Below are 25,534 nucleotides of genomic sequence, written 5' to 3'. Positions count from 1 at the left end.
ACCCTGCACCCGGCGTCCTATATGGCGGGAGTCACACGAAATCAGGTGATTGATACCAATATTGCGGAATATTGCGACCCCTTTTGGTGTTGGCGACATTGTGTCGACACCCGAGCAGATCACCGCAAACTCGTCCACTTCCAACCAGCCCCCGACTGCGAGTGCGTCCAGCAGTGAACTTCATGCCTCTGGCGGGAGCACGCGCGGCGGGACCTCTGGCGGCGGGACCCGCGGGCGAAAGCCGGTCTGGAGCGAGTCGACGGCGGGAATCCTCTTTGGGATTGGCGCATACAGTTTATGGGGACTGCTTCCGCTGTACTTCCTCGCGCTTCAACCGGCGGGCGCCATCGAAATCGTCGCCAACCGCGTCGTTTGGTCACTGATCTTCTGTGCGTTGCTGATCACGGTCACGCGGGCCTGGCGTGTCTTTGGCGCAGCCGTGAAGGACCGCTCAGTCTTTGGGCCGCTGGCCTTGGCAGCCGGACTGATAGCCATCAACTGGCTCACCTACACCTTCGGCGTCACTACAGGGCACGCCGTTGAAACGTCCCTTGGATACTTCATCAACCCATTGGTATCGGTCCTGCTCGGCGTATTCGTCCTCAAGGAGAAGTTGCGGCCGCTCCAATGGGCAGCAGTCGGCATCGGCTTCATCGCGGTGGGCGTCCTGACCTTTTCCTACGGCCAGCTTCCCTGGATCGCGCTAATCCTGGCCTGCAGCTTCGGCCTCTACGGGTTCGTCAAGAAGCGCGTCGGTCCGAAGGTTGATGCGCTTACCAGCCTTTCCGTGGAAACAGTGGTCCTTGCCCCCTTGGCAGGCGTCACCATGATTGTCCTGGGCGCAAGCGGGGTTGCAACCCTCACCGCACTGGGGCCTGGACATTTCTGGTTGCTCCTGGCATCCGGCATCATCACCGCAGTGCCGCTGGTCTTCTTCGGGGCCTCAGCCCGTCGCCTGCCCATGACCACCATCGGCCTTCTCCAATATTTCGCACCGATTCTTCAGTTCATCGTGGCGCTGGCCGTCTTCAACGAGACCATGACCACGGCCCGCTGGATCGGATTCTGCGTGGTGTGGCTCGCCCTGCTGGTGCTCACGGTGGACATGCTGCGCACAGCGAAGAAGAACTCGTCGCTGAAGAAGAAGGCCCGGATCGCGGCCGCTGCAGGAGCGTAGCCCGGCGGTACCGACGTCGTGCGTTCGGCTGGTTCACGCGAGGACGCGGGAACAGTGCCTGAACGTATGGAAACCTCCAGCGAATAGGACGCGCTCCGGCGAACTCGCGGCGCGCACCGCCGTCGTGCGTTCGGCTGGTCCACACGCGAGAACGCGGGAACAGTGCCGGAACGTATGTAAACCTCCAGCGAATGGGACGTGTTCCGGCGAACTCGGCACGCTGCCCGTTAACGCACAAGGAGGGCCGGGGAAAACCCCGGCCCTCCTCCCAAACAAGCGTAGAGAGTTACGCGTTGGCCTTGATGGCTGCAGCGAGGACCTCGAGGCCGTCGATGAGCAGCTCATCGCTGATCACGAGCGGCGGAAGCAGGCGGATCACGTTGCCGTAGGTGCCACAGGTCAGGATGATGACGCCTTCCTGGAGGCAGGCGGCAGCAACGGCCTTGGTGAGCTCAGCATTCGGTTCCGTGGAACCGGCCTGAACGAGCTCGATAGCCAGCATGGCGCCTCGCCCACGGATGTCGCCAATGACGGAAACTTCACTGGCCAATTCGCGGAGCTTGCCCACGGCGAGCTCTTCGATGTGGCGGGCACGGCCGTTGAGGTCGTGCTGTTCCATGGTGTCGATGGCAGCGAGGGCGGCTGCGCAGGCAACCGGGTTGCCACCGTAGGTGCCGCCGAGGCCGCCCGGGTGAACGGCGTCGAGCAGGTCCGCGCGGCCCGTGATGGCGGACAGCGGGAGGCCGCCGGCGATGCCCTTGGCCATGGTGATGATGTCCGGGACAACACCTTCGTGGTCGACGGCGAACCATTCGCCCGTGCGGCAGAAACCGGACTGGACCTCGTCGGCAATGAAGACGATGCCCTTTTCCTTGGCCCATGCGGACAGTGCCGGGAGGAAACCTTCTGCCGGGACGATGAAGCCACCCTCACCCTGGATGGGTTCGATGATGATCGCGGCAACCTGGTCCCCACCGATCTGCTTCTCGATCATGGTGATGGCGCGCTTGGCGGCCTCGGCACCGGTGATCTCCGGGTTCTCTTCACGGAACGGGTAGCTCATGGGCATGCGGTAGACCTCGGGCGCGAACGGGCCGAAGTTGGTCTTGTACGGCATGGCCTTGGCGGTGAGTGCCATGGTCAGGTTGGTGCGGCCGTGGTAGGCGTGGTCGAAAGCAACCACTGCGTCGCGGCCGGTAGCCAGACGTGCAACCTTGACGGCGTTCTCCACGGCCTCGGCGCCGGAGTTGAACAGCACGGTGCGCTTGGCGTGGTCGCCCGGGGTGAGGCGGTTGAGCTGCTCGGCCACAGCTACGTAACCCTCGTACGGGGTCACCATGAAACAGGTGTGCGTGAAGTGCGCAGCAGCTTCCTGGACAGCGGCGACGACGGCGGGATCGGACGCGCCGACGCTGGTCACGGCGATGCCGGAGCCGAGGTCGATGAAGGAGTTGCCGTCGACGTCGCGGATGATGCCGCCGTCGGCGTCTTCAACGTAAACGGGAACGCCCGAGGCGACGCCGGCAGCAACGACGGCGGCGCGACGCTCGGCCAGTGCCTGCGACTTGGGGCCGGGGAAGGCGCCGTTGATGTTGCGCTTCTGCTCGATGCGGTACGAGAGTTCGTTCGCGGTAGTGGTCATGAGGTGGTTGCCTTTCTGGGAAATTCGTACGGGTTACGCGAACGCGTTATGCGTCGAGCGCAGACATCACGTGCTTGATGCGCGTGTAATCCTCAACGCCGTACATGGAGAGGTCCTTGCCGTAGCCGGACTGCTTGAAACCGCCGTGGGGCATCTCTGCCGTCAGGAGGATGTGGGTGTTGATCCAGACCGCACCGAAGTCCAGGTCGCGGCTCATGCGCATGGCCGTGCCGTGGTCGGTGGTCCAGACGCTGGATGCCAGGGCGTATTCGACGTCGTTGGCCAGCTCGAGCGCTTCGGCTTCGGTGCTGAACTTCTGGACCGTGATGACCGGGCCGAAGGTTTCCTTCTGCACGATGTCGTCAGTCTGCTTGGCACCGGAGATGATGGTGGGCTCGAAGAAGAAGCCCTTCTCGCCTGCGCGGTGGCCGCCGGTTTCGATCTTGCAGTTGGCCGGGAGGTGCTCCACTACCGAGGTGACGGCGTTGAAGTGGTTCACGTTGTTCAGCGGGCCGAAGTAGTTCTCTTCGTCGTTCTGGGAACCGGTGTGCAGGGTCTTGGTGTGCTCCACCATTGCTGCCACAACATCATCGTGGACGGAGTCCTCCACCAGCACGCGGGTGATGGCGGTGCAGTCCTGGCCCGCGTTGAAGAACGCGAACTCGGCGATGGCCGCTGCGCTCTTCTTGATGTCGGCATCCTTGAAGACAATGGCCGGAGCCTTGCCGCCAAGTTCCAGGTGTGCGCGCTTGAGGCCCTTGGCTGCGCCGCTTGCGACGGCGATGCCTGCCCGGACAGAACCTGTGATGGACACCAGGCCGGGAACCTTGTGGTCAACCATCATCGCACCGGTTTCGCCGGTGCCGAGCACAACGTTGAGCACGCCGGCGGGGAAGATCTCGCCGGCGAGGCGAGCCAGGACCAAAGTCGATTCGGGGGTGGTGTCCGAGGGCTTGAGAACAACGGTGTTGCCGGCTGCAAGTGCGGGGCCAATCTTCCAGATAGCCATCAGGAACGGGTAGTTCCACGGGGCAACCTGGGCTACGACGCCGATCGGTTCGCGGCGAACATAGGAGGTGTGGCCCTCAAAGTACTCGCCTGCGGACTTGCCTTCCATGATGCGTGCTGCACCGGCGAAGAAGCGGAGCTGGTCTGCGCCTGCGGCAACTTCCTCGGAAGCGATCAGGGACCGCACCTGGCCGGTGTTGCGGTGCTGGGCGTCAACGAGTTCGTCGCTGTTGGCCTCCACGGCGTCGGCGAGCTTGAGCAGCATGAGCTGGCGCTGGCCGGGCGTGACGTGCTTCCACGTCTTGAAGGCTTCCTTGGCTGCGGTCATGGCGGCGTCAACATCGGCCTGCACCGAAATCGGCGACTTGGCAACGATCTCCCCGTTAGTGGGGTTCACGATGTCCAGGAGACCCGTACCTGCCGGCGTAACGAATTCGCCATTGATGAAGTTCTGCAAGGTTTGAACCACGGCGTGCAACCCTCTTTCGGTGTCTGGGGCATGGGTTTTAGCTGATCAGAGCCTATGCCAGCGAAGGGGTCCACGGAATAGTCAGCTGCACACACCGGCATACCGTCCTTAGTGCGCTTGACCAGCGCCGGGTTACGCTTGTAACCATGGCAATGTCCCTCTCCTCGCTCGTCGCTCTCCCATCCTTGAAGCTCCGCAAAACGGGTAGCGCGGAAACAACCTGGAACCAGGACATCAGTTGGGTGGCCGTGACGGAGCTGGAGGATCCACAGCGCTTCCTCAGCGGCGGGGAATTGGTCCTCACCACGGGCCTGCGCCTGAAGAGCGCCGCCGACCAGCGCCGATTCGTCCGGCAGGTCCAGCGGGCCGGTGCGGTGGGCATCGGTTTTGGCATCGGCCTCACGCACGAATCCGTTCCTGAGGCGCTCATCGCCGAAGCCAACCGTTGGGGCTTGCCCCTGGTTGAAGTGCCTTACGAGATTCCCTTTATCGCGATCGGGAAGCTCGTTGCCGAGTCACACTCAGCGGACCACTACTCAAACCTGGAACGGCTACTGGCCGGACACCAGATCCTGGCCCGGTCACTCCTTACCGGCGGCGGCCTGGGCGAGCTCCTGAAACAGTTGGGCAGCATGCTGCGCACTGATGTTGTGCTCACCCAGTTCAGCGCGCAGCTCTACAACAGCGTTCCCGGGAAACCGGCCCCGACGGCGGACGGCTGGGCTTCGTACCCGATTCCCACCGGCCGCAGGGACGCCTGCACGCTGTGGTTGCGGCAGCCATTCATGGACTCGGGGATTGTGAGCTACGCGCAGAACCTCATCAGCGTGGAGCTCAACAACATGGTCAAGCAGCGCCAGGCCCAGCGCGCCATGGCCGGGCAGGTTCTTGACGACGTCATCCACGGGACCTTGGAAACCATAGAGGCCGCCCGCCGCCTGGCTGGCGTTGGAATCAACAGCACCCGGAAGAACGTGGTGCTCGTGGCAGAGTCCACGGCACACCACAAACAACTGATAAGCATCTCCCTGCCCCAGGCGCTGGAAGCCGGCGTTAGCGCCGTCGTCGGGAAGGACCTGGTCACGGTCATCACCGACGACGGCAGCTCCGCGGCAGCCTTGGCCAAGAGCCTGAGCGACCACCTGCAGGAGGCCGGGATCCATGCAGTGATCGGAATCGGCGGCGCCTATACGAAGCCGAACGGCCTGCGCTGGAGCTACTTTGAGGCGCGCGACGCCGTGGCGCACGGCTTACCCGTCAACGAGCCCGAGCGGCTGAGCCTGACGTCCCTCCTGCTGGCGAGCGAGGACGTTCCGTTGGCCGACATGGCCAGCGAATCGCTCACGCCGTTGAGGAAGTTCGACGCTGCCCACGGCTCTGAACTCGTAGCCACGCTGGAAAGCTACTTGAACCACAATGGGTCCGTCGCGGCCGTCGCCGAATCCCTGACCCTGCACCGCAACACCGTGCGGTACCGGCTGGCCCAGATCACCGAACTGACTGGCTACGACCCGTCGCAAACCCAGGATCGTGTGCAGCTTTGGCTCGCCTTGGCGGTGCAGCGTCTGGGTTCGCGCAATCCGCGGTAGGCCCTGCGAGCTCGTACAGAGAGGTTCGCCACAAAAGCCTAGACATTAGACGTCAAACGTCTAACCTTTACATATGGCTGCGACGACCCCTCTTAACCCCACCACAGGAAACATCCCTACGATTGCCACTGCTGCCCCGGCAACAAACCAGCGACTGGCAGTCCCCAAGACGCGCGTCGTCGCCGTCGTCGGCATCATTGCCGTAGTGCTTATTGGGCTGAACCTTCGCGCCGGAATCACCAGCGCCGCAGCGCTCTTCCACGAGCTGCAGCAAGTACTGGGCTACGGGGCCTTAGTGGCGTCAATCCTGCCCTCGATTCCGCTGCTGTGCTTCGCGGTTGCAGGGATGGGGACCTCGTGGCTGACCCGTCGCGTGGGTGTCGAGAAGGCTATCGCCATCGCCCTGGCCCTGCTGGCTGGAGGCTTGCTGGTGCGTGGCGTTCCAGCCACCGGTGCGCTGCTCGGCGGAACAGTTCTGGCGATGTCCGGCCTTGCAGTGTGCAACGTGGCCATGCCGTCGTTCATTCGCGAGCACTATTCGGACCGCACCTCCATGATGACCGGCCTCTACACCTTCACAATGTCCGGTGGCGCTACCTTCGCGGCTGCCGTGAGCGTTCCCTTGGCGCAGCAGCTCGGTTCGCCATCGATGGGCCTTGCTGCCTGGGGCATCCTGGGTGTCGCAGCGCTGCTCGGCTTCCTGCCGGTGGTCCTGCACTCGCACCGGAACTCCACTAAGACGGACCGTCCGCGCGTATCCATGTGGCCCCTGCTACGCACCCGCCTGGGCATCCTGATCACGGCCATCTTCACCTTCCAGGCCTTCCTCGCCTACGCCGTGATGAGCTGGTTCGCCTACATCCTCACGTCCCAGGGCCTCAGTGCCTCGGAAAGCGGGCTGCAGTTTGGCGTCATGCAGTTGGTCTCCGTGGCCGCCGGCATGATCCTGCTTGCCTTCGGTTCCAGGCCCGGAATGCTGCGGCCTGCCCTCTACCTCGCCAGCAGCTCGACGCTGGTTGCCATTGCTGCGATGATCTGGTTGCCGACCTCCCTGGCGTTCATTTCCGCCGTGCTCTTTGGGTTCGGCTTGGGGATCTTCCCGCTGGTCCTGGTAATCATCAGCCGCAGCGGACGGTCGACGGCGGAAACCACCGCGCTCTCCACGATCGCCCAATCACTGGGATACTTGATTGCGGCAATTGGCCCCTTTGGCATGGGGCTGCTCCACAGCGCAACCGGCGGCTGGGCGCTGCCCTTGAGCTTGCTGTCCATCGTGGCGGTGGCGCTCATGGTTACTTGCCACATGCTTACGAGCAAGCGCACTGCCACAAAGACCGGACCGAGGACAGCATGACCCTAACCCCTTCGCATCGCCCGGCCCTCGCCGAGGAGATCACCGCCAAGCTGCGGGACATGATCAAATCAGGCGAATGGCCGCTCCAGGAGCGCATCCCGGCAGAGCCTGAACTCATGGCAAGCCTGGGTGTTTCGCGGGGAACCCTCCGCGAGGCCATCAAGGCATTGGCGCACTCGGGCATGCTCGAAGTTCGCCGGGGTGACGGCACGTACGTGCGTGCAAACAGTGAGATGTCCGGCGCGGCCCAGCGAATGTACTTGGAGCACACCCAGGAACACATCGTTGAAGTGCGGCTTGGCTTGGACACCCAGGCGGCCCGGCTTGCTACCAAGCACGCAACTGTCGAAGACCTCGCAGAGATGCGCCGCCTCCTGGCCCTGCGCCATGACGCCTGGCAGTCCGAGGACTACCCCACCTGGGCGCGCTCCGATTGGGAATTCCACGAACGCGTTGCCCTGGCTTCTGGAAACCCGCTGCTGCATCAGCTCTATGTCTCCTTTGGCGGGGTCTTCCACAACGATCTCCTCCGCCAGCAACGCAAGGAAGGCTTCAACGGTATCCCCCGGGAAGGCCACGACGAACTGGTGGATGCGCTGGAAGCCCACGATCCCGACGCCGCCGTCCAGAGCGTCTACCGGAACCTCGATTTCTGCGCCGACAAGACCCCGCGGTAGCCCTTCGTTAGTCGTCGCCAGGCCGCTAAGTCGTTGCCAACCCGCTCATCCGTTGTTGCCCTACCACGGCTTAGCGGGGCAGCAACGTCTCAAGGCACGGTCTCGATTCCCACCCCAGCCGCGTCCTTGAACCTCGCGTCGATCAGGACAACGTCCCGTCCCGCCCGGTCCAGGAGACTCGCTGCGACACTCGCCCGGTACCCCGTGGCACAGTGCACCCAGATCCTGGCGTCCGGCAACTCAGTGGTCCTGCCGAGCAACTCGTAGACCGGAATGTTGAGGGCTCCTTTGACGTGCGAGGCCTTGTATTCCTCCGGGCGGCGAACGTCCAGCACCACGTCCTCAGGCTCCCGGTCTTTGAAGAGTGCAGCCCAGTCCCCGTGCTCGTAGCTCGCCCGTGGATGGTCAGGTGCCAAGGCACCGATATCCGAACCACCCGCTTCAGGCCCGACGGCGGCATCCGGACTATCGATGCCAATCCTCGCCAGATCGCGGATCGCCTTCTCCACCTCATCCAACGGGCCCAGCAAGGTAAGCGGCTGATTCCAAGGGATCACCCAGCCGAGGTAGCTGGTGAAGTTATCGCCCCTGCCATACTCGAAGCTCACGCTTCCCCGGAGATGGCTATCCGCGAAGGCCACTCTGTGTCGCAGATCCACCACCCACTCCCCCTCGCCCAAACGCCGGCCCAGCTCTGCGGCGTCCACAGAATCAGGTACTTCCAGGTTCGGCACACCGGGCCCGGCCGCATTGAGGGGGCTCATGTGTGCGTAGTAGGCCGGGTAGGCTGTGATGTTCTCCAACAACTGGGCCACGAAATGGTCCTCGTCGGGGTCCGTGAGGGCATGGTTGGCGGCGGCTTGCTCGCCAATGGTCGATGCCTTCACCTTGCTGGAGGGCCCCACGGAGCAAAAGGAACCGAAGCCGTGTGTTGGATAGAGAAACGCCTCGGGTTGTGCCAAATCCACGAGTCGCCGGACCGATGAATACTGATCGTGAGCCAACATCGCGGTGTCCTGGGGCGAGACTAGGTCCGTTCTCCCGACTGAACCGTAGAGCAAGCTGCCACCGGAAAACACAGCCTCAGGGCCGCCGTCGTGCGCGTCCTCCCGGACGACGTACGAGAGGTGTGTGTGCGTATGGCCAGGCGTCGCAACTACGGAGACGGAAAGCCGGCCGACGTGAAGCACCTGTCCATCCGTGACGGGAACGCGGGTGAACTCCACGTGGTCGTCGGCATTGACCAGGTATGCGGCACCGTGCGCTTGGGCAAGCAGCAAACCGCCAGTGACGTAGTCGTTGTGCAGGTGGGTTTCGGCCACATGGGTGATCCGGACGCCAGCCTCAACAGCGGCTGCTTCTATCCGATCCGTGTCCCGCTGTGGGTCGATCACCAAGGCCACACGGCCGTCATGCACCAGGTAGCTCCGGTCCCCCAACTGGGGTGTTTCGATGACGACGACGTCCATACCTCAGGTTAAAGCAACGCGGGGTCACTTAAGCACCATCCGGAAGCCCGGAAAGGTGCATAAGTGACCCCGCGTTGAGATTAGACTTCGGCTGCCACGCCGTCGCGGGAGATGTTGACCATGTCCTCGCGCGGCACAACCTTGATGCGCTCACGCGTGACCTCAACACCGTGGGAGCCGCCAGCCTCGGTGGCTGCTGCGCCGAGCGCGAGCTCGTGGGCGTCCAGGGCCAGCCAGCCTTCCCAGCTGGTGAACTGCACGCCGCGGGAGTCGAGCAAATCCACGACGGCGTCTGCCGCGGGAACTTCGGCCAACGGCAGGTTTTCGCGGTCCTCCAGAAGGTACGTCACGGTCTCAAGGGCATCGCCCTTGGTGTGACCGATGAGGCCGACCGGACCACGCTTGATCCAGCCCGTCGCGTAGAGGCCCGGTACGTGCTGGCCGTCGGAGTCAAGGACGCGGCCGCCGTCGTTGGTCACGACGCCCTTCTTGTGGTCGAACTCGACGTCCGGCAGGGCCGAACCGAAGTAGCCGATGGCGCGGTACACGGCCTGGACCGGGTAGTCGACGAACTCGCCGGTGCCGCGGGCGTTGCCCGTGCCATCCAGCTCGGTGCGCTCGAACTTGATGCCGGCAACCTTGCCCGGAGTTTCCGGGGAGTCAACGATCTCAACCGGGCTGTGCAGGAAGTGCAGGTGGAGGCGACGCGAAGCCGTGAGCTCGGAGAGGTCCTCGGGCTGCTCGGCGATCCAGTTGGTGAGCGTGCCAACCATGGTCTTGGTCTGGTTGTTCGTCTGGACCTGGCGATCGGACTCTTCGTCGAATTCGAAGTCCTCGGCGTAGAGGATGATGTCTACGTCCTTGGAGTGCGAGAGTTCGCGGAGTTCCAGCGGGGTGAACTTCACCTGCGCCGGGCCGCGGCGGCCGAAGACGTGAACATCGGTGACCGGGGAATTCTTCAGGCCGGCGTAGACGTTGTCAGGGATTTCGGTGACCAGGAGGTCGTCGGCGTGCTTGGACAGGACGCGGGCGACGTCGAGGGCCACGTTGCCGTTGCCGAGGACTGCGATTTCCTTGGCGTCCAACGGCCATTCGCGGGAAACGTCCGGGTGTCCGTCGTACCAGGAGACGAAGTCAGCGCCGCCGAAGGAACCCTCGAGCTCGATGCCCGGGATGTTCAGGTCCGCGTCCTTGATGGCGCCAGTGGCGAAGATGACGGCGTCGTAGTGCTTGCGGAGGTCCTCGATGGAGATGTCCGTGCCGTAGTCAACGTTGCCAAAGAAGCGGATGTCGCCGCGGTCCAGGACCTTGTGCAAGGCATTGACGATGCCCTTGATGCGGGGGTGGTCCGGAGCGACGCCATAACGGATCAGGCCATACGGTGCCGGGTAGCGGTCAAAGAGGTCGATGCTGACGTTGAGTTCGCCGCTCTTGACGGCCTCGCTCTTGGTCAGGATGTCCGCTGCGTACACGCCGGCAGGGCCGGAGCCGATGACGGCGACGCGAAGCGGACGGTCCGCAGAACCTACGGGAGTGCTAATTGACACGGCTGTGTTCCTTCTTCTTGTTCAGTTGGTGCGGACTCAGTTACTGCGGACGCGGGGACGGTTGGGGGTAATCGTCCTGTAGTCAGCGGTCTTGAAATGCTGTGGGGCGAAGGGGCTGACACGGACAACATCGCCGATCACGATGACGGCGGGATTGGCCACGCCGACGGCCTCAGCCTGGTCCGCGATGGATCCCAACGTGCCGATCGTGACGCGCTGATCCGGCAAATACCCGTTCTCAACGATACCTACTGGAGTGTCCAAAGGCAGACCCGAGCCAGCCAGGGCGGCTGCGGAATCGCGCAATTGAGCCACACCCATGAGCAAAACCACAGTGTGATCCGGCCGGGCGGGGACCTCGGAAAGCTCTTCGTGACCGGTCACGACGCTGAAACCCTTGGCCAAACCGCGATGCGTGACGGGGATACCGGCAGCGGCAGGAACCGAAATCGCCGACGTCACACCGGACACCACTTCAACCTCGACGCCGTTCTGCCGGCAGAACTCTGCTTCCTCGCCACCGCGGCCCAGGACATAGGGGTCGCCACCTTTGAGGCGGACCACGCGGTTGCCCTTAAGGGCCTCGTCCACGAGGATCCGGTTGATCTCAAGCTGCGGCACCGGGTGATGGCCCGGCGTTTTGCCGACCTCGATCACGCGGACATCGGGAGCCAGTTCCTTGAGCAGCTCACGCGGGCCAAGACGGTCAGCAACCACGACGTCGGCCTGGCCCAGCAGGCGTCGACCCCGGACTGTGATGAGTCCCGAGTCGCCAGGGCCGCCGCCAACCAGCGCAACAGAACCAGCAGGCGCTTTGCCGGCAGCGTCCGGCTTGCGGTGACGGCGAAGCGGCAGGTCTCCGGTTTCCAGTGCAGTGGCAACAGCATCGCGGAGCGCCATGGCGCGGCGAGGGTCTCCCCCTGCGTTGATGGCGATCTTGACGTCATCCACCACGGCCACTGCGGGCGTCCAGGCAGCTGAGGACTCGTGGTCCGAGGCGTTGACGCACCAGATGCGCTGCGCTTCGGCGTCGGCTGCTACCTCGGTGTCCACAGCGGCGGTGCCCGTGGCGGTCTGAACGAACCAGACGCCGTCGAGGTCTGACGTGCGGTACTCGCGCGGCTCCCAGGTGAGGAGTCCGGCGTGGGCGAGTCCGCGGAGGTTTTCGGAGGCAACGGGAGCGACCACGGTAACTTTCGCACCGGCGTCGAGCAGTCCCTTGGCACGGCGCTCCGCGACGGGCCCGCCGCCCACAACCAGCACCGGGCGGCCGAGCAGCCGCAATGCCGTGGGGTAAATGTCCTGTATTGCCATAAAAAAACTGTAGGGCGGGTCCGTAACATGCTTCAAAGGCTCGGAAACACCCGGTAACGCTGGGTAATCCAGCGTCACATACGCGTCATCCCTTGTTTCCCCCGGCAAACGTCCGGAAACCGCTAGAAAACAGACCAGCCCGTACGCGTCGTGAATTCATCCAAGGCAGCCACCCCTGCCACCGAGTTGCCGGACCGCCCAAGGCCCGGGCTCCACACACTGATGGCGCATTTGTTGGGGACCACCGCGACGATTCCGCCCCCGACACCGCTCTTTCCCGGAAGGCCCACGCGGTAGGCGAACTCCCCGGCGGCGTCGTAGGTCCCGCACGTGAGCATGACGGCGTTGATCCGTTTCGTCTGTGCCGGGGACAGCAACCGGGTGCCGTCCGCGCCGACGCCGTTGGCGGCCAGGAACCGGGTTGCGAGCGCAAGGTCTTCGCAGGTCATGGCCAGCGCGCACTGCTCCACATAGGACTCGAGGACGGCTTCCACGGGGTTCTCCAGGTTGCCGCAGCTGGCAAGGAAGTGGGCCAGGGAGGCGTTGCGGTGGCTGTTGCGGAGTTCTGACGCCGCCACGTAGTGGTCCGCGGCCACAGTGGGGTTACCGGTTTCGCGGCGCATCAAGTCACGGACGGCCAGGGCTGCGCTTCCCGTGACACTGAGGAGCCGGTCACTGACGACGATCGCGCCGGCGTTGATGAAGGGGTTCCGGGGAATCCCTTCTTCGCTCTCCAATTGGATCAACGAGTTGAACGGGTTGCCCGAGGGTTCACGGAAGACGCGCTTCCAGATGCCATCGCCGTCGAAGGCCAACACCAGGGCGAGCGCGAACACTTTTGAAATGCTCTGAATGGAGAAGGGCACATGTGCGTCCCCTGATGAGTAGACGTCACCGTCCCGGGTTGCGAGGGAGATGCCGAACTGGTGGGGGTCCACGGCCCCCAGCTGCGGAATGTAATCGGCCACGTTGCCTTGGCCGACGTGCGGCTGTACTGCCCCGACGATGTCGTCGAGGAGATTCTGGATATCCAAGGGGTTCTAGCTCCTGGCCTCTGCGTAGGTCCAAAGTCGTATCTGGAGATGGGCAAGCAATCGTTCGTCTGCGGACTGCAGGTCCAGGCCCGCCTCTTCGCACGCGCGCCGCAGCCGGTAGTGGACGGTGTTGCGGTGGATGGCCAGTTCTTCGGCGCAGCGGTTCACATCGCCAAAGAATTCGAGGTACGTAAGCAGCGTCAGAGCGAACTCCGGATACCGGTCGCAGAGCTTGGCTATGCCCTGGTGCCGGAGCCCTTTCCGGGTTTCCAGCAGATCCAGCAGTTCGTTGGTGAGGACCGTGGTTTCCACATCCCTGTAGGAGGCAACACGGATCGACGGGGTGCTCTGCAGTACTTTGAGGACGCTGCGGACGTGGTCAAGGGTGGCGTAGAGCGCGTCCAGCCGCGGAACAATCGGGCCCACGGCGGCCTGGACCTGGAAATGCAGGTGCGTGGTGGCGTCACGCACAATCGTGTTGACCAGCCGGTTGATCGCCGGCAGGGACTTCACCGGGTCCAGGTCCGGCAGGATGATCGCTGTTTCCGTGCCCAGGGCTCCTACTACTGCTCCCGGACGGTAGGCCGCCGCATGGATGGAGGCGAGGTTCGAGAGCTCACCCCTTCGGAGCTGTTGACCCGGAGCGCTCTGATCCAGCCCGCCCGCGGAAATCAGCACCAAGGCAGCAGGTTTGGAGGGGTCTATGCCCGCCGACTGGGCCTGCGAGTGAACCTGGGCCGTACCGCTGAGCAGGCTGGACACACGGTCTTCGCGCATCGATTGGGATTGCTGGTTCCGGTGGCGCACCAGTTCGATCGCCGCATGCCGGGCAGCGCCGATCATCAGCCTGTCTGTGTTCGGCGCCAATGGCTCGGCACCTTCCTGCAACCAGATGTAGCCCATCACCCGGCTTCCCGCATGGATGCCAATGGCCACGCGTTCGCGAAGGCCGGCCTCAGGGTTGGCCTCCACGTGGACGGGTTCCTCGGTGGCCTGAAGGTGCTTGTAGACGCCTGATTCCTTGAGGAGTTTCTGGTACCGCTCGGGTCCACGCCGCGCAAGGATGGACAGGCGCCGAAGCTCATCAACATCGTTGGACGCGGGCGAGTAGGCGAGGACTCTGTTTCCTGGGTCCTCGATGACGACGTGGCCGTTGGTCAGCGTTGCCGTTGTTTGGGCGATGGCGAACAAGTCCCTATGCACCGTGGTGGGGTTCTCCCCGGATACACCGCGTTCCCGGATACGGTCCACGGCGACGCTTTCGAACTTGTCCCAGCGAAGGCCGGGAGCCACGGCCACCAATCCGATCCCTGTGGATTGGAGCAGTTCCGCCACGGCTTCGAGTTCACGTTCGTTGCCCTTGACCGCGACGGCCGTGGGCCTGTCGCTGATGATCCGCCGGATTGCCGGCAGCGCCACGCGTCCACGGGCACCGATGAGCATTACCAAGGACCCAGGGCGAGTTGCATCCTCGTCTTCTGCATCCACAATGACCGTTTCACGAACTGTCAGGTTGTCCGCGTCCGGGGCAAGCAACAAGCGTGCGTTGTCCACGCCCAGGTCTTCAAGTACATCGCTCAGCAAGGTGACGACGCCGTCGTCGTCAATGTCCAGGGCCTTCAACGAAGCTATCGCTTCCTCTCGTATTCAGTTCGGGTCAACCGGACGTCCTTCGCCATTGAAGAAGTCCTGCCCATGCTCCTGCGCAATCGCGCACAGCCAGAAACATTACCGGGCCTTCAGGACACCAGTGTTGTCCAGCCAGCACAAGAGCCGGGCCCTGAATTTGGTTCGCCAGCCAATTTGCGCGATTCGCCTGAGATCTAGAGTTATTTACTGTCCCCAACGCCACAAACACTGTGTGTCGCGCAGTGTCAGAGAACACGTCTGTGCCGTTTGGGACTGTTGAGCTGCCGACGGCGGCGCCGGAGTCAAAGGAGACCCCCAAGTGATACCCACGTCAGTTTCAGCGCATTCTGCTGCGCCCAGCCGGTCCGAGGAGGCCGGCACCCTGCCTGTCGGCCAGGAGCCAGGCCAGGATTTCTCAACCGAAGAATCGGGCTACCGGAAGACCCTCAAGCCCCGACAGATCCAAATGATCGCCATAGGCGGCGCGATCGGCACGGGGCTTTTCATGGGAGCGGGCGGCCGCCTCAATGGTTCGGGCCCCGCGTTGGTCCTGGTGTATGCGGTGTGCGGATTTTTTGCCTTCCTCATCCTGCGCGCATTGGGTGAGCTGGTTCTCTACCGCCCGGCCTCGGGCTCGTTCGTTTCCTACGCCCGTGAGTTTTACGGTGAGAAAATGGCCTACACGGCTGGTTGGTTGTACTTCCTGAACTGGGCCATGACCTCCATCGTGGATGTCACCGCGGTGGCCCTGTACGTGAAGTTTTGGGGCCAGTTCTGGCAGCCGATCAATGATGTCCCGCAATGGCTCATCGCCCTCATCGCACTGGTGGTAGTGCTGGCGTTGAACCTCGTGTCAGTGAAGATCTTCGGCGAGATGGAGTTCTGGTTCGCCCTCATCAAGGTCGGTGCCCTGGTGGCCTTCCTCGTCGTCGGAATCTGCTTCATTGTCTTTGGTGGCAGGACGGATGTGGGCGTTCCCGGCCTGAACGTCATTGCTGACAACGGCGGCCTTTTCCCCACGGGCGCTGTCGCGCCGCTTCTGGCGATCAGCGGCGTCGTCTTCGCGTACGCAGCCGTTGAGCTGGTAGGCACTGCCGCCGGCGAAACTGCCAACCCGCACAAGGTCATGCCCAAAGCCGTCAACACTGTGGTTCTGCGTATCGGCATTTTCTACGTCGGCTCCGTCCTGTTGCTCTCTCTCCTGCTGCCCTTCACGTCCTACAAGTCCGGCGAATCGCCGTTCGTGACCTTCTTCTCCCACCTGGGTGATCCGCAGGCCGGCGCGATCTCGGCCTCCATGATGAACTTCGTGGTTCTGACCGCCGCCCTCTCGAGCCTTAACGCAGGCTTGTACTCCACCGGCCGGATCCTGCGTTCCATGGCAATCAAGGGCTCAGCTCCCCGCTTCACCGCCCGCATCAGCGCTTCCGGTGTCCCTTACGGCGGCATCCTGTTGACTGCGGTCATCACCTTGATGGGCGTAGGCCTGAATGCGATCGTTCCGTCGCAGGTCTTTGAAATCGTGCTCGAAGTATCTGCGCTGGGCATCATCGGCGGTTGGGCCACCATCATGCTCTGCCACATCAAGTTGCAGGCGTGGGTGCGGAGCGGCAAAGTCGTCAGACCCGCATTCCGACTCTTCGGCGCCCCCTTTACTTCCTACCTCACCCTCGGATTCCTGGCCTTTGTCCTGATCACCATGGGCTTCTCGGAAACAGGCCGATGGGTGCTCGCTTCCCTGCTGGTACTGGCACCGCTGCTCGTGGGTGGCTGGTATGCCCACCGTGGCCGAATCCGTAATGAGCAGTCCGCTTTGAACCCGCCCTCAGTTTGAAAGAGAAAACACGTCACATGAGCACCCTTTCCCCCCTTCCAAAAATTGGCACGCCCAGCCGCGCCTGGCGGTCACGCGCCGATGCTTGGGAGTTCCTGGGATATGCCATCAAGCAGCTGGTCTTGGACCTTCACTCCTCCTCCGATTCAGGCTTGCATTCCCAGATCAGCAGGACTTTTGCGCTCCTGGATGCCGTGGAGCCCTACTGGGCAGAACCCGGCGTGGCGGCGGTGGCCCAGTTGCGCCAATTGGTCGACGACGGCGACCCCCACGCCGCGCTGGAACTTCTGGGCGGTTTGGCGCACCTTCCTCTGGCTTCCGGAGCGGAACAAGGTTCAGTTTCCGGGGGTCTCCAGGAGTCGTCCGAAGACGAGGTTGCACAAGCCGAGCAGGCCGACCGCCCTCGTTTTGAGGTTCTGGTGGTGGACAACATCACGGCCCAGGAAGCGGAGGCGCTCAAGAACAACATGGCAGCCCAGCGCCGCCCATCGGATGCTTTCACGTACGAACTCAATGTGGTCCCAAGCTACGAAGACGCGTTGGTCGCCGTCCTGCTCAACCCCGATATCCAAGCGGTGATCCTGCGTCCGGGTTTCTCGGTTCGCAGCTCCCAGCAGCTGGGCAGCGACCTCCGCCGGTTCCTGGCCGGGCACACTCCCGAAGGCCTGCAGGCCTTGCGACCAGTCAAACGGATCCTGGGCCTGGCCGAGGAAATATCCGGGCTGAGGCCTGAGCTGGACGTCTACCTGGTTGCAGGCGTCTCCATCGAGTCCCTGGCCGGATCACTGACCAGGAAGTTCCGGAGGATTTTCCGCAGGCAGGATCACCTGGACCTGCACTTGTCCCTGTTGTCCGGGGTTGCAGAACGATACGAGGCTCCGTTCTTCACAGCCCTGCTGGATTACAGCCGCCGGCCTGCAAGCGTCTTCCACGCGCTGCCCATTTCGCGTGGCGGATCCGTTGGGAACTCCCCCTGGATCCGCGACATGGCCGATTTTTATGGGACAAACCTGCTTTTGGCAGAGACTTCGGCAACGTCCGGCGGACTCGATTCCCTGCTGGATCCGCACGGATCCATCAAGCAGGCGCAGGACCTCGCCGCCCGGGCCTTCGGAGCGCAACGAACGTACTTCGTTACCAACGGCACATCCACGGCCAACAAGATCGTTCATCAATCCCTGCTGGCCCCTGGTGACGTTGTGCTGGTTGACCGGAACTGCCACAAGTCCCACCACTATGCCTTTGTGCTCGCCGGTGCCCGCGTTTCATATCTGGATGCCTACCCCTTGGACAAGTACGCCTTCTATGGCGCTGTGCCCTTGGCCAGTTTGAAGCGCAGGCTGCTTGAGTACCGGAGGGCCGGACGGCTGCACGAAGTCAAAATGGTCACGCTGACCAACTGCACTTTTGACGGAATTGTTTACGACGTCGAGCGGGTCATGGAGGAATGCCTGGCCATCAAGCCTGACTTGGTGTTCCTCTGGGACGAGGCATGGTTTGCCTTCGCCCGCTCCCACCCCATCTACCGGCGTCGAACGGGTATGGCTTCAGCAGCTGCCCTGGAAGCTTCCTTCAGCAACCCTGCCTACGCGGCCCGGTATGCCGAGCAGGCAGCGGCCTTGCACGACCCCGTAACGGGTGAACCCGTTGATGACGAAGCATGGCTGGCCACGCGGCTGATTCCCAACCCTGCGAAGGCGCGGATCAGGGTCTATGCCACTCAGTCAACGCATAAGACCCTGACATCCTTGCGCCAAGGTTCGATGATCCACGTGTATGACCAAGACTTCATGGCCTCCAACCGGGAGTCCTTCCGCGAGGCGTACATGACGCACACCTCCACCTCGCCCAACTACCAAATCCTGGCTTCCCTGGACATTGGCCGGCGGCAAGTGGAGCTGGAAGGTTTTGGTTTGGTCCAGAAGCAATCCGACCTCGCCGTCTCTGTGGCACAAGCAGTCGCACGGCATCCCCTGCTGAAGAAATACTTCCGGGTGCTGACCTCGCGGGACCTTATTGAGCCCCAATACCGCGAAACCAGCGCTGCCATGCCGCTGCGGGAGGGATTGGCGGAACTTGAGGATGCCTGGCAGCGCGACGAATTCGTCATTGATCCCAGCCGCCTCACGCTGGATATCAGCAGGACAGGGATCGACGGCGACACGTTCCGCCACAGCTACCTCATGGACGATCACGGGATCCAGGTGAATAAGACGTCCCGGAACACTGTGCTGTTCATGACCAACATCGGCACCTCGCGAAGTTCCGTGGCATACCTGATCGAGGTCCTGGTCAAACTCGCCGAGGGATTCGAAAACCCACATCCCTCATCGCGACCCCGGACAGTGCCCGTGCTTTCGGCGGTGTCTTCGGCCGTGTCTTCGGCCGTGTCTTCTGTGCCCGGAGGATCAGCGGTGATTGGACAGACGCCGCCGCTTCCGGACTTCAGCACGTTCGCGGCGCGATTCCGCGTGGACGACGCCTGTGAAGACGGCGATATCCGTGCAGCCTACTTCGAAAGCTACAAGCCCGAATCCACGGCCTACTTGTCCGCCGACGAGCTTGCCCTTGAAGTGCGGGCCGGGCAGGAAGTCATTTCCGCCGGCTTCGTCACCCCGTACCCGCCCGGCTTCCCCATCCTCGTCCCGGGCCAGGTCATTACCCGGCAGACGTTGGAGTTCATGGCGGCTTTGGACACCCGCGAGATCCATGGTTTCGATCACGAACGTGGTTACCGGGTTTTCGTGGCCGGGTCTGCGGTTTCGGGGTCCGGCTCCGCGGAAGCTGGTGTTTCGGCGAGTGCTGTGGAATCGGCGAGCATCGGGCGGCTGCCCGCCGCTTCGTAGGACTGGGCGGATACCTGCGCAGAGTGCGCTACGCGCTTTGGCGAGCCCAACCAAAAGCAGGTGCGATGTGCTTCGCGACGTTCCCCAGGAGCTTCGCGTTGTACTCCACCCCCAGTTGGTTGGGCACCGTCAGCAGGACAGTATCGGCAGCTTGGACGGCCGCATCGGCTGCTAGTTCTTCGGCCAAGTCGTCCGGCTCCCCGATGTAGCTCTTCCCGAAACGTGACAACGCGCCGTCGAGAATTCCTACCTGGTCCTGCCGGTCCGCTTGGGCACGAAGGCCGAAGTAGCGGTTGTCCACCTCATCGACGATCGGCAGGATGCTGCGGCTGACTGAAACGCGGGGCTCGAAGTCGTGCCCGGCAGCTGCCCAGGCTTCACGGAACATGTGGATCTGCTCGGCTTGCAGTTGGTCGAACGGGACGCCGGTATCCTCGGTCAGGAGCGTGGAACTCATCAGGTTCATGCCCTTCTCGGCGGCCCAGACTGCGGTCTTGCGGGTGCCGGCTCCCCACCAGATTCGCTGTGGGAGTCCCGGAGAGAGCGGTTGGATGGGCAGAAGTCCAGTGGCTCCGCCTGCGTAGTGGGGATCAGCTTGGGCTATCCCGTGCCCGGCAATGGCCTTGCGGAAGAGCGCGGTGTGGCGCCGCGCCATGTCGCCCGTGTCCTCGCCCTCGTTGGGAACATAGCCAAAGTTGGCGGCTCCGTTCAGGGCTGGCTCGGGTGAACCACGGCTTACTCCAAGCTGAAGCCGGCCGTCGCTGATCAGGTCTGTGGCAGCAGCCTCCTCCGCCATGTACAGCGGGTTCTCGTAGCGCATGTCGATCACGCCGGTGCCCATCTCGATGGTGCTGGTGCGTGCGGCAATGGCGGCGAGCAGCGGGAACGGGGAGGCTTGTTGGCGGGCGAAGTGGTGCACACGGAAGAACGCGCCGTCGATCCCCAGTTCCTCCGCCGCCACCGCCAGTTCGATGCCCTGCTTGAGGGCTTCGCCAGCAGATGGCACCAGCGAACCGGGGACTCGTGCCCAGTGGCCGAAGGAAAGGAAGCCGATCCGTTTGTTGTGCATGTCCGGGACAACAGCGGCGGGTGCCCGCTAATTCCTCACTCGGCGCGTCGGTAGTGCATGGCGACTGCGCCGTTGCTGAGCGGCTGTGCCGAGATCAGGTCGAGGCGCCTGGTCCTGAGCAGTCCGCCCTGGTACAGAGTGGGGCCGTGGCCGGTGATCATGGGGTGGACCAGGAACTTGTACTCGTCGACGAGGTCCAGTCGATCCAGCTCCGTAGCAAGTTTGCCGCTGCCGACAAGAACGCCGTCAGGAGTCCCCTCTTTGAGATCCTGCACCGCAGTGCGCAACTCGCCGACGAGGTGATGGCTGTTGGTCCACGGGAAGTCGCTACGGGTCGCAGAGACCACGTATTTGGGCTTGGTCTCGAGTTTGAGGGCCCAATCGCGCATAGCTGGCGGCGCATCGACGTCGCCACGGGCTACCAGCGGCCAGTAGTCCTCCATCATTTCGTACGTGGTGCGGCCCCAGAGCATCGCGCCGCTCTCCTCCAGGAGCCGGGTGAAGTGGGCATGCGTCTCGTCGTCGGCGATGCCCTCCCGGTGGTCGACGCAACCATCCAGTGTGACGTTGATGCTGAACGTTAGAAGGCCCATGCGGTGATTCTAGGGCAGCTAAAAGCAACGCGGGGTCAGATATGGCCCATGTTTGGCGTAAACATGGGCTATATCTGACCCCGCGTTGCTTCAAGAAGGGGGGCTAGCGGCTGCTACCCGCCAGCAGACCGCGACGCTGCAGCAGGCGCTTCTCGATCGGGGCGAAAACGAGGAGCTCGATCAGGATGCCCACTGCCAGGATCAACAGGATCGCCGACATGACCACGGCCATGTCGGACAGCGCACGTCCTTGGTCAAGCAGCGAGCCCAACCCGAAGCCAATGGTGCCACCAACGGCGATGATTTCCGCGGCCATCAAAGAACGCCAGGAGAAAGCCCAACCCTGCTTCAATCCGCCGATGTACCCGGGAAGTGCTGCGGGAAGCACGATCTGCAGGGCCATCTGCAGCCGGTTAGCGCCGAGCACCGTACCTACGCTGCGGTATTGCGGCGGGATCTGGTCCACACCGGAGATGAGGCCATTGATGATCGACGGAATGGCACCCATGAGGACCACGAAGTAGACGGTGCCATCCGTCAGGCCAAACCAGATGATCGCCGCCGGAACCCAGGCCACGGACGGCAGCACCTGAAGCCCGGAAATCAGCGGCCCAAATGCACGGCGGAGCGGAGCAACCTGTGCCAGCAACAAGCCCACAGGCGTGGCAACTACCACCGAAATCAGGAAGCCGATCAAGCCGCGCTGCAACGAGGTCCACACCGATTTCTGAACCCTGCCTTCGCCCCAGAGCGTCACCAGCTGGTTGAGCACATCAAGGGGCCCGGGAACCTGGTCACGGCGCTTGAGTCCGAGGGACACGTAGAACTGCCAGACGAGGACGAGAACTACCAAGGCTGCGATCGGCARCAGCACGCGCTTCCAATCGATGCCGGCTTTACGTCCGGTATCGGACTGGAGGTTGTCCAGGCCCGCTTCGAGGTCGCGCAGCTCTGAGGGGTTGCCCTTCAAGGACGGCGACGTAATGTGCTCGCTGGTTTCGCTCACGGGAAGGGTCCGCTCTTGGGTAGTGGTGGGGTTACTTGGCATGGCGGCGGATCTCCTCGCGTAGCCGGCGGGTAATGATTCCGGTCAGCTCCCCAGCACGACCAGCGTCAGTTCGGTGTTCCTCGGTCACATCCCATTCGGCAACAACACGACCAGGACGTGAGGACAAAAGCAGCACGCGCTGGCCCAAGCGGACAGCCTCACGAACGTTGTGCGTAACAAACACGATGGTGCGGCCGGTTTCCTTCCAGATCCGCTCGAGTTCGTCGTGAAGGAGATCGCGGGTAATCGCGTCAAGGGCAGCGAAAGGCTCGTCCATCAACAACAGTTGCCGGTCCTGCGCCAAAGAACGTGCAAGGGCAACGCGTTGCCGCATGCCACCGGACAGCTCGTGTGGACGCTTGTCGCCGGCGCCGCCGAGGTGCACCAGCTCCAGCAGTTCTGTTGCCCGTTCGCGGCGGCTGGCTTTGGTGCTGGACTTGTCAGCCAGCTGAAGTGCGAGTTCGATGTTGCCTCGCGCCGTCAACCACGGGAACAGTGCCGAGTCCTGGAACATGAAGGCCGCGCCGTCGCTGGGCACCTCAAGGGCGCCCGACGTCGGATGCTCAAGTCCCGCCATGATGTTCAGTAGCGTGGACTTGCCGCAGCCGGACGCACCGAGGAGGGCAACGAACTCGCCCTGCGCGATCGTGGCGTTGACGTCGTCCAGCACCGGGGCGCCGTCGCCGAAGCGCTTGCCCAGGTTCTCGAGTACGACTGGCATGGTCCCGTCCTTCGTGTTGATTGGTGGAGCTGATATGGCTGAAGGCTGGCCCGCTCCCCCACCCGTATTCCGGAGGGGAAGCGGACCAGCCGGTTGGTGCTTAATCCTGGCCGAGTCCTGCAGCGGACGTCTTCTTGCCCTCTACCTCGTTCAAGGCCCGGAGGTCGAAGATGCCGTTGATGTCGGCCGTTTTGGTGGTGCCTGCGTCTACGCCGTCCTGGAGGAGCTTCTTGTATGTTCCGGCCAGCGGATCAGTGGTGAAGGTGATGTTCTTCAGTGCGCGGTCGATCACGTTGGCGGGGAGCGGCTTGCCGGCTGTGTCCTTGAGGACGGCGTTGATGGTGTTGGCCTTCTCTTCCGGCGTTGCGGAGTTCAGCCAGTTCACGGATTCAACATGGCCCTTGAGCAGTGCCTTCACAGTTTCCGGGTGCTCAGCGGCGAACTTCTTGTTCACGATCAGGATGGTGGTGGTGAATTCGCCCTTGTCCCACAGGTCCTTCTCGTCCACGAGGACTTTCGCGCCTGCTTCGAGGACCAAACGGGAGGCCCACGGCTCAGGCAACCACGCGCCGTCGAGCTTTCCGTCCTGGAAGAGCTTCAGCGTCTGGGCGTTTTCGGTCGGGTTGATGTTGACGTCGCCGCTGCCGTCCGGGTTGGTCTTGTAGCCCTGGTGGCCCAGCCATGCGCGGAGGGCTACGTCCTGGGTTCCGCCAAGCTGCGGGGAGGCGAGGACCTTGCCCTTGAGGTCGGCCGCGGAGTTGATCTCGGGCTTGACCACCAGCTGGGCGCCGCCTGCTGCTGCGCCGGCGATGATGCTGACGGACTCGCCGTTGCTCTTGACGAACGAGTTGATGGCCGGGTTGGGGCCGATGTACGTGGCGTCGATGGCGCCGGCGTTCAAGGCCTCGATCGCGGCAGGGCCTGCGTTGAAGATCTGGGTGCTGAGCTTGGTGTCGCCGAGGTCCTTGGCGATGATGCCCTTGCTGATGCCCACCAGGGCCGGGCCGTGCGTCACGTTGCTGAAGTAGCCAAGCTTGAGCTCAGCGGCAGGCGACGTTGTAGGAGCCGGAGCGGCCTCGTTGCTGCGGGAGACGGCCGACGCAACCGCTGCGCCTGCACCGATGAGCAGGACCAGGCCGACGGCCAATCCGATCTCAAGGGTGCGGCGGCGCTTGGGCTTGTTGGTCTCACCGGCGACGATGCGGGTGGTGCCGGAATCGGGCTTCTGTGACTCGGGGGTGTTTGCCATTGGGGAGGTCCTAAGGAGATGTGGGATGCGAAGGGGCGAAGATCAGGCCCCGTAACATCGCCCGTTCGGGGCAAGGAAGGACCATTCCGGAAAGGTCATGCCTTCACAGTAGGGACTGTCATATTTCGGCTTCAATCCCATAGAAACCAAGGTTCACGCAGGGTCACGTGACGTCATATTCAGCGCAGGGCCTTCAAAGTTGCATCGCGTTGTGCGGCACGTGCGTTCATGAAGGGTCACCTGGCGTCATGTTTGCTGCCAGCTCCGCGATGTCGCGCGGCGTCGTGCGGCAGCAGCCACCGATCAGCCGGGCTCCCCGGTCACGCCAGTCAGCGGCGTTCCCGGCGAGGGTAGTCGTGCCGTGACCACCTGCGGAAGGGCCCCACGTCTTCGTGACGGCATCGTAGGTCTCTCCCGAGTTCGGGTACGTGACCAACGGTTTGTCCGAAACTTCGTTCAGCGTCCCGAGAGCCGACGTCACCAGTTCCAGCGGCACACAGTTAACCCCGACGGCGGCCACCCGTGGTTCCGTACGGAGCAGCGCAGCCACTTCAGCCAGAGGCGTTCCATCACTGATGTGTTCCGCATCCCGCAGGGTGAACGTGAACCAGGATTCGACGTCGAACTCCGCCACGAGCGCCAACAGAGCCTCCGCTTCGGCGAACGACGGAAGCGTCTCGCACGCCAGGAAATCTGCCCCGGCTTCCACAAGAGCGGCGATGCGTGGACGGTGGAAATCCATGAATTCCGTGCGGGATAGCTTGTAATCGCCCCGGTATTCCGAGCCGTCAGCAAGGTAGGCACCGTACGGGCCCACGGATCCTGCCACCAGGAGTGGGCCACTGGAAGGGTTCGCCTCGGCGTGCTCACGCCTTGCCTCGTCGGCAAGCTGCACGCTCAACGCCACCAGTTCCAAGGCCTCGCGCTCCCCCAGGCCGCGACGCGCGAATCCTTGGGGAGTGGCTTGGTAGCTGGCCGTGATGGCCACGGAGGCACCGGCGTCGAAATAGTCGCGGTGGACCTGCTTGATCAGGTGCGGCTGCTCCAGCAGGACCTTGGCGGACCACAAGGCGTCCTCAAGATCACAGCCGTGGGCCTCCAATTCCGTAGCCAGGGCCCCATCCAGGACGAGGTCCTCGCCGGAGTCCAACAGGGTGCTGAGTGCTGTGTTCTGTGGCATGTAGTGATCTTCCCGCTAAATCGCTCAATGAAAAAACCGCAGCTTGTTCCAAATCCCCGCCGTACAAGGCCGGGAATTTCGAACA

Annotated in this window: 19 protein-coding genes; 6 read left to right on the top strand and 13 right to left on the bottom strand. The window is 63.2% G+C overall.

The window, feature by feature from the left end; genetic code table 11:
• Positions 1–61 precede the first annotated feature (61 nt).
• Positions 62–1,177 (top strand): EamA family transporter RarD, encoded by a 1,116-nt coding sequence (gene rarD / locus AC1DCM_RS21175; RefSeq protein ID WP_477519600.1) that lies wholly within the window; start codon positions 62–64, stop codon positions 1,175–1,177.
• 286 nt (positions 1,178–1,463) lie between these two features.
• Here rarD and gabT read toward each other — a convergent pair whose 3' ends face one another.
• Both gabT and AC1DCM_RS21165 read right to left on the bottom strand, forming a co-directional pair.
• Positions 1,464–2,819 (bottom strand): 4-aminobutyrate--2-oxoglutarate transaminase, encoded by a 1,356-nt coding sequence (gabT, locus tag AC1DCM_RS21170; protein WP_477519599.1) that lies wholly within the window; start codon positions 2,817–2,819, stop codon positions 1,464–1,466.
• 46 nt (positions 2,820–2,865) lie between these two features.
• Positions 2,866–4,296, bottom strand: a complete 1,431-nt coding sequence (locus AC1DCM_RS21165) for a gamma-aminobutyraldehyde dehydrogenase (RefSeq protein WP_431116058.1) — start codon at positions 4,294–4,296, stop codon at positions 2,866–2,868.
• A gap of 146 nt (positions 4,297–4,442) precedes the next feature.
• Here AC1DCM_RS21165 and AC1DCM_RS21160 point away from each other — a divergent pair, with 146 nt between their 5' ends.
• From AC1DCM_RS21160 to AC1DCM_RS21150, 3 genes are all read left to right on the top strand, one after another.
• Complete coding sequence (locus tag AC1DCM_RS21160; RefSeq protein WP_477519598.1) at positions 4,443–5,885, top strand: PucR family transcriptional regulator; 1,443 nt, start codon at positions 4,443–4,445, stop codon at positions 5,883–5,885.
• A gap of 73 nt (positions 5,886–5,958) precedes the next feature.
• On the top strand, positions 5,959–7,239 hold the full coding sequence (locus tag AC1DCM_RS21155; protein ID WP_442016473.1) for an MFS transporter: 1,281 nt from the start codon (positions 5,959–5,961) through the stop codon (positions 7,237–7,239).
• On the top strand, positions 7,236–7,916 hold the full coding sequence (locus AC1DCM_RS21150) for a FadR/GntR family transcriptional regulator (protein WP_442016474.1): 681 nt from the start codon (positions 7,236–7,238) through the stop codon (positions 7,914–7,916). Before AC1DCM_RS21155 ends, AC1DCM_RS21150 begins: the two co-directional genes overlap by 4 nt.
• An 89-nt stretch (positions 7,917–8,005) precedes the next feature.
• Here the strand turns inward: AC1DCM_RS21150 and AC1DCM_RS21145 are convergent, their stop codons facing one another.
• From AC1DCM_RS21145 to AC1DCM_RS21125, 5 genes are all read right to left on the bottom strand, one after another.
• Positions 8,006–9,385, bottom strand: coding sequence for an MBL fold metallo-hydrolase (locus tag AC1DCM_RS21145; protein WP_477519597.1), 1,380 nt, complete (start codon positions 9,383–9,385; stop codon positions 8,006–8,008).
• An 80-nt stretch (positions 9,386–9,465) separates the two neighbouring features.
• Positions 9,466–10,932 (bottom strand): FAD-dependent oxidoreductase, encoded by a 1,467-nt coding sequence (locus tag AC1DCM_RS21140; RefSeq protein WP_477519596.1) that lies wholly within the window; start codon positions 10,930–10,932, stop codon positions 9,466–9,468.
• 36 nt (positions 10,933–10,968) lie between these two features.
• Positions 10,969–12,246 (bottom strand): uroporphyrinogen-III C-methyltransferase, encoded by a 1,278-nt coding sequence (gene cobA / locus AC1DCM_RS21135; RefSeq protein WP_477519595.1) that lies wholly within the window; start codon positions 12,244–12,246, stop codon positions 10,969–10,971.
• 122 nt (positions 12,247–12,368) lie between these two features.
• A complete protein-coding gene (locus AC1DCM_RS21130) occupies positions 12,369–13,280 on the bottom strand; it encodes a glutaminase (protein WP_477519594.1) in 912 nt (303 codons plus the stop codon).
• 6 nt (positions 13,281–13,286) lie between these two features.
• The gene (locus tag AC1DCM_RS21125; RefSeq protein WP_477519593.1) at positions 13,287–14,903 is read right to left on the bottom strand and encodes a PucR family transcriptional regulator; all 1,617 of its coding nucleotides are present in this window, start codon (positions 14,901–14,903) and stop codon (positions 13,287–13,289) included.
• 388 nt (positions 14,904–15,291) lie between these two features.
• On the opposite strand from AC1DCM_RS21125, the gene AC1DCM_RS21120 reads away from it, so the two are divergent.
• Together AC1DCM_RS21120 and AC1DCM_RS21115 are read left to right on the top strand one after the other, a co-directional pair.
• Positions 15,292–16,743, top strand: coding sequence for an amino acid permease (locus tag AC1DCM_RS21120; protein WP_477519675.1), 1,452 nt, complete (start codon positions 15,292–15,294; stop codon positions 16,741–16,743).
• 17 nt (positions 16,744–16,760) lie between these two features.
• On the top strand, positions 16,761–19,589 hold the full coding sequence (locus AC1DCM_RS21115) for an aminotransferase class I/II-fold pyridoxal phosphate-dependent enzyme (RefSeq protein WP_477519592.1): 2,829 nt from the start codon (positions 16,761–16,763) through the stop codon (positions 19,587–19,589).
• 28 nt (positions 19,590–19,617) lie between these two features.
• Here AC1DCM_RS21115 and AC1DCM_RS21110 read toward each other — a convergent pair whose 3' ends face one another.
• From AC1DCM_RS21110 to mmuM, 6 genes are all read right to left on the bottom strand, one after another.
• Complete coding sequence (locus AC1DCM_RS21110; RefSeq protein ID WP_477519591.1) at positions 19,618–20,658, bottom strand: LLM class flavin-dependent oxidoreductase; 1,041 nt, start codon at positions 20,656–20,658, stop codon at positions 19,618–19,620.
• Positions 20,659–20,693: 35 nt separating this feature from the next.
• On the bottom strand, positions 20,694–21,251 hold the full coding sequence (locus AC1DCM_RS21105) for a dihydrofolate reductase family protein (RefSeq protein WP_477519590.1): 558 nt from the start codon (positions 21,249–21,251) through the stop codon (positions 20,694–20,696).
• A 103-nt stretch (positions 21,252–21,354) separates the two neighbouring features.
• A complete protein-coding gene (locus AC1DCM_RS21100) occupies positions 21,355–22,299 on the bottom strand; it encodes an ABC transporter permease (protein WP_477519589.1) in 945 nt (314 codons plus the stop codon).
• Positions 22,289–23,020, bottom strand: coding sequence for an ABC transporter ATP-binding protein (locus AC1DCM_RS21095; protein ID WP_442016483.1), 732 nt, complete (start codon positions 23,018–23,020; stop codon positions 22,289–22,291). Before AC1DCM_RS21095 ends, AC1DCM_RS21100 begins: the two co-directional genes overlap by 11 nt.
• 100 nt (positions 23,021–23,120) lie before the next feature.
• Positions 23,121–24,269 (bottom strand): ABC transporter substrate-binding protein, encoded by a 1,149-nt coding sequence (locus AC1DCM_RS21090; protein WP_477519588.1) that lies wholly within the window; start codon positions 24,267–24,269, stop codon positions 23,121–23,123.
• Between the two features lie 226 nt (positions 24,270–24,495).
• Complete coding sequence (mmuM, locus tag AC1DCM_RS21085) at positions 24,496–25,449, bottom strand: homocysteine S-methyltransferase (RefSeq protein WP_477519587.1); 954 nt, start codon at positions 25,447–25,449, stop codon at positions 24,496–24,498.
• Positions 25,450–25,534 lie beyond the last annotated feature (85 nt).

The sequence above is a fragment of the Paenarthrobacter sp. 10N417 genome (assembly GCF_056394745.1).
Note: the sequence above shows the minus strand (reverse complement) of the source record. Positions and strands in the feature narration are given on the sequence as shown.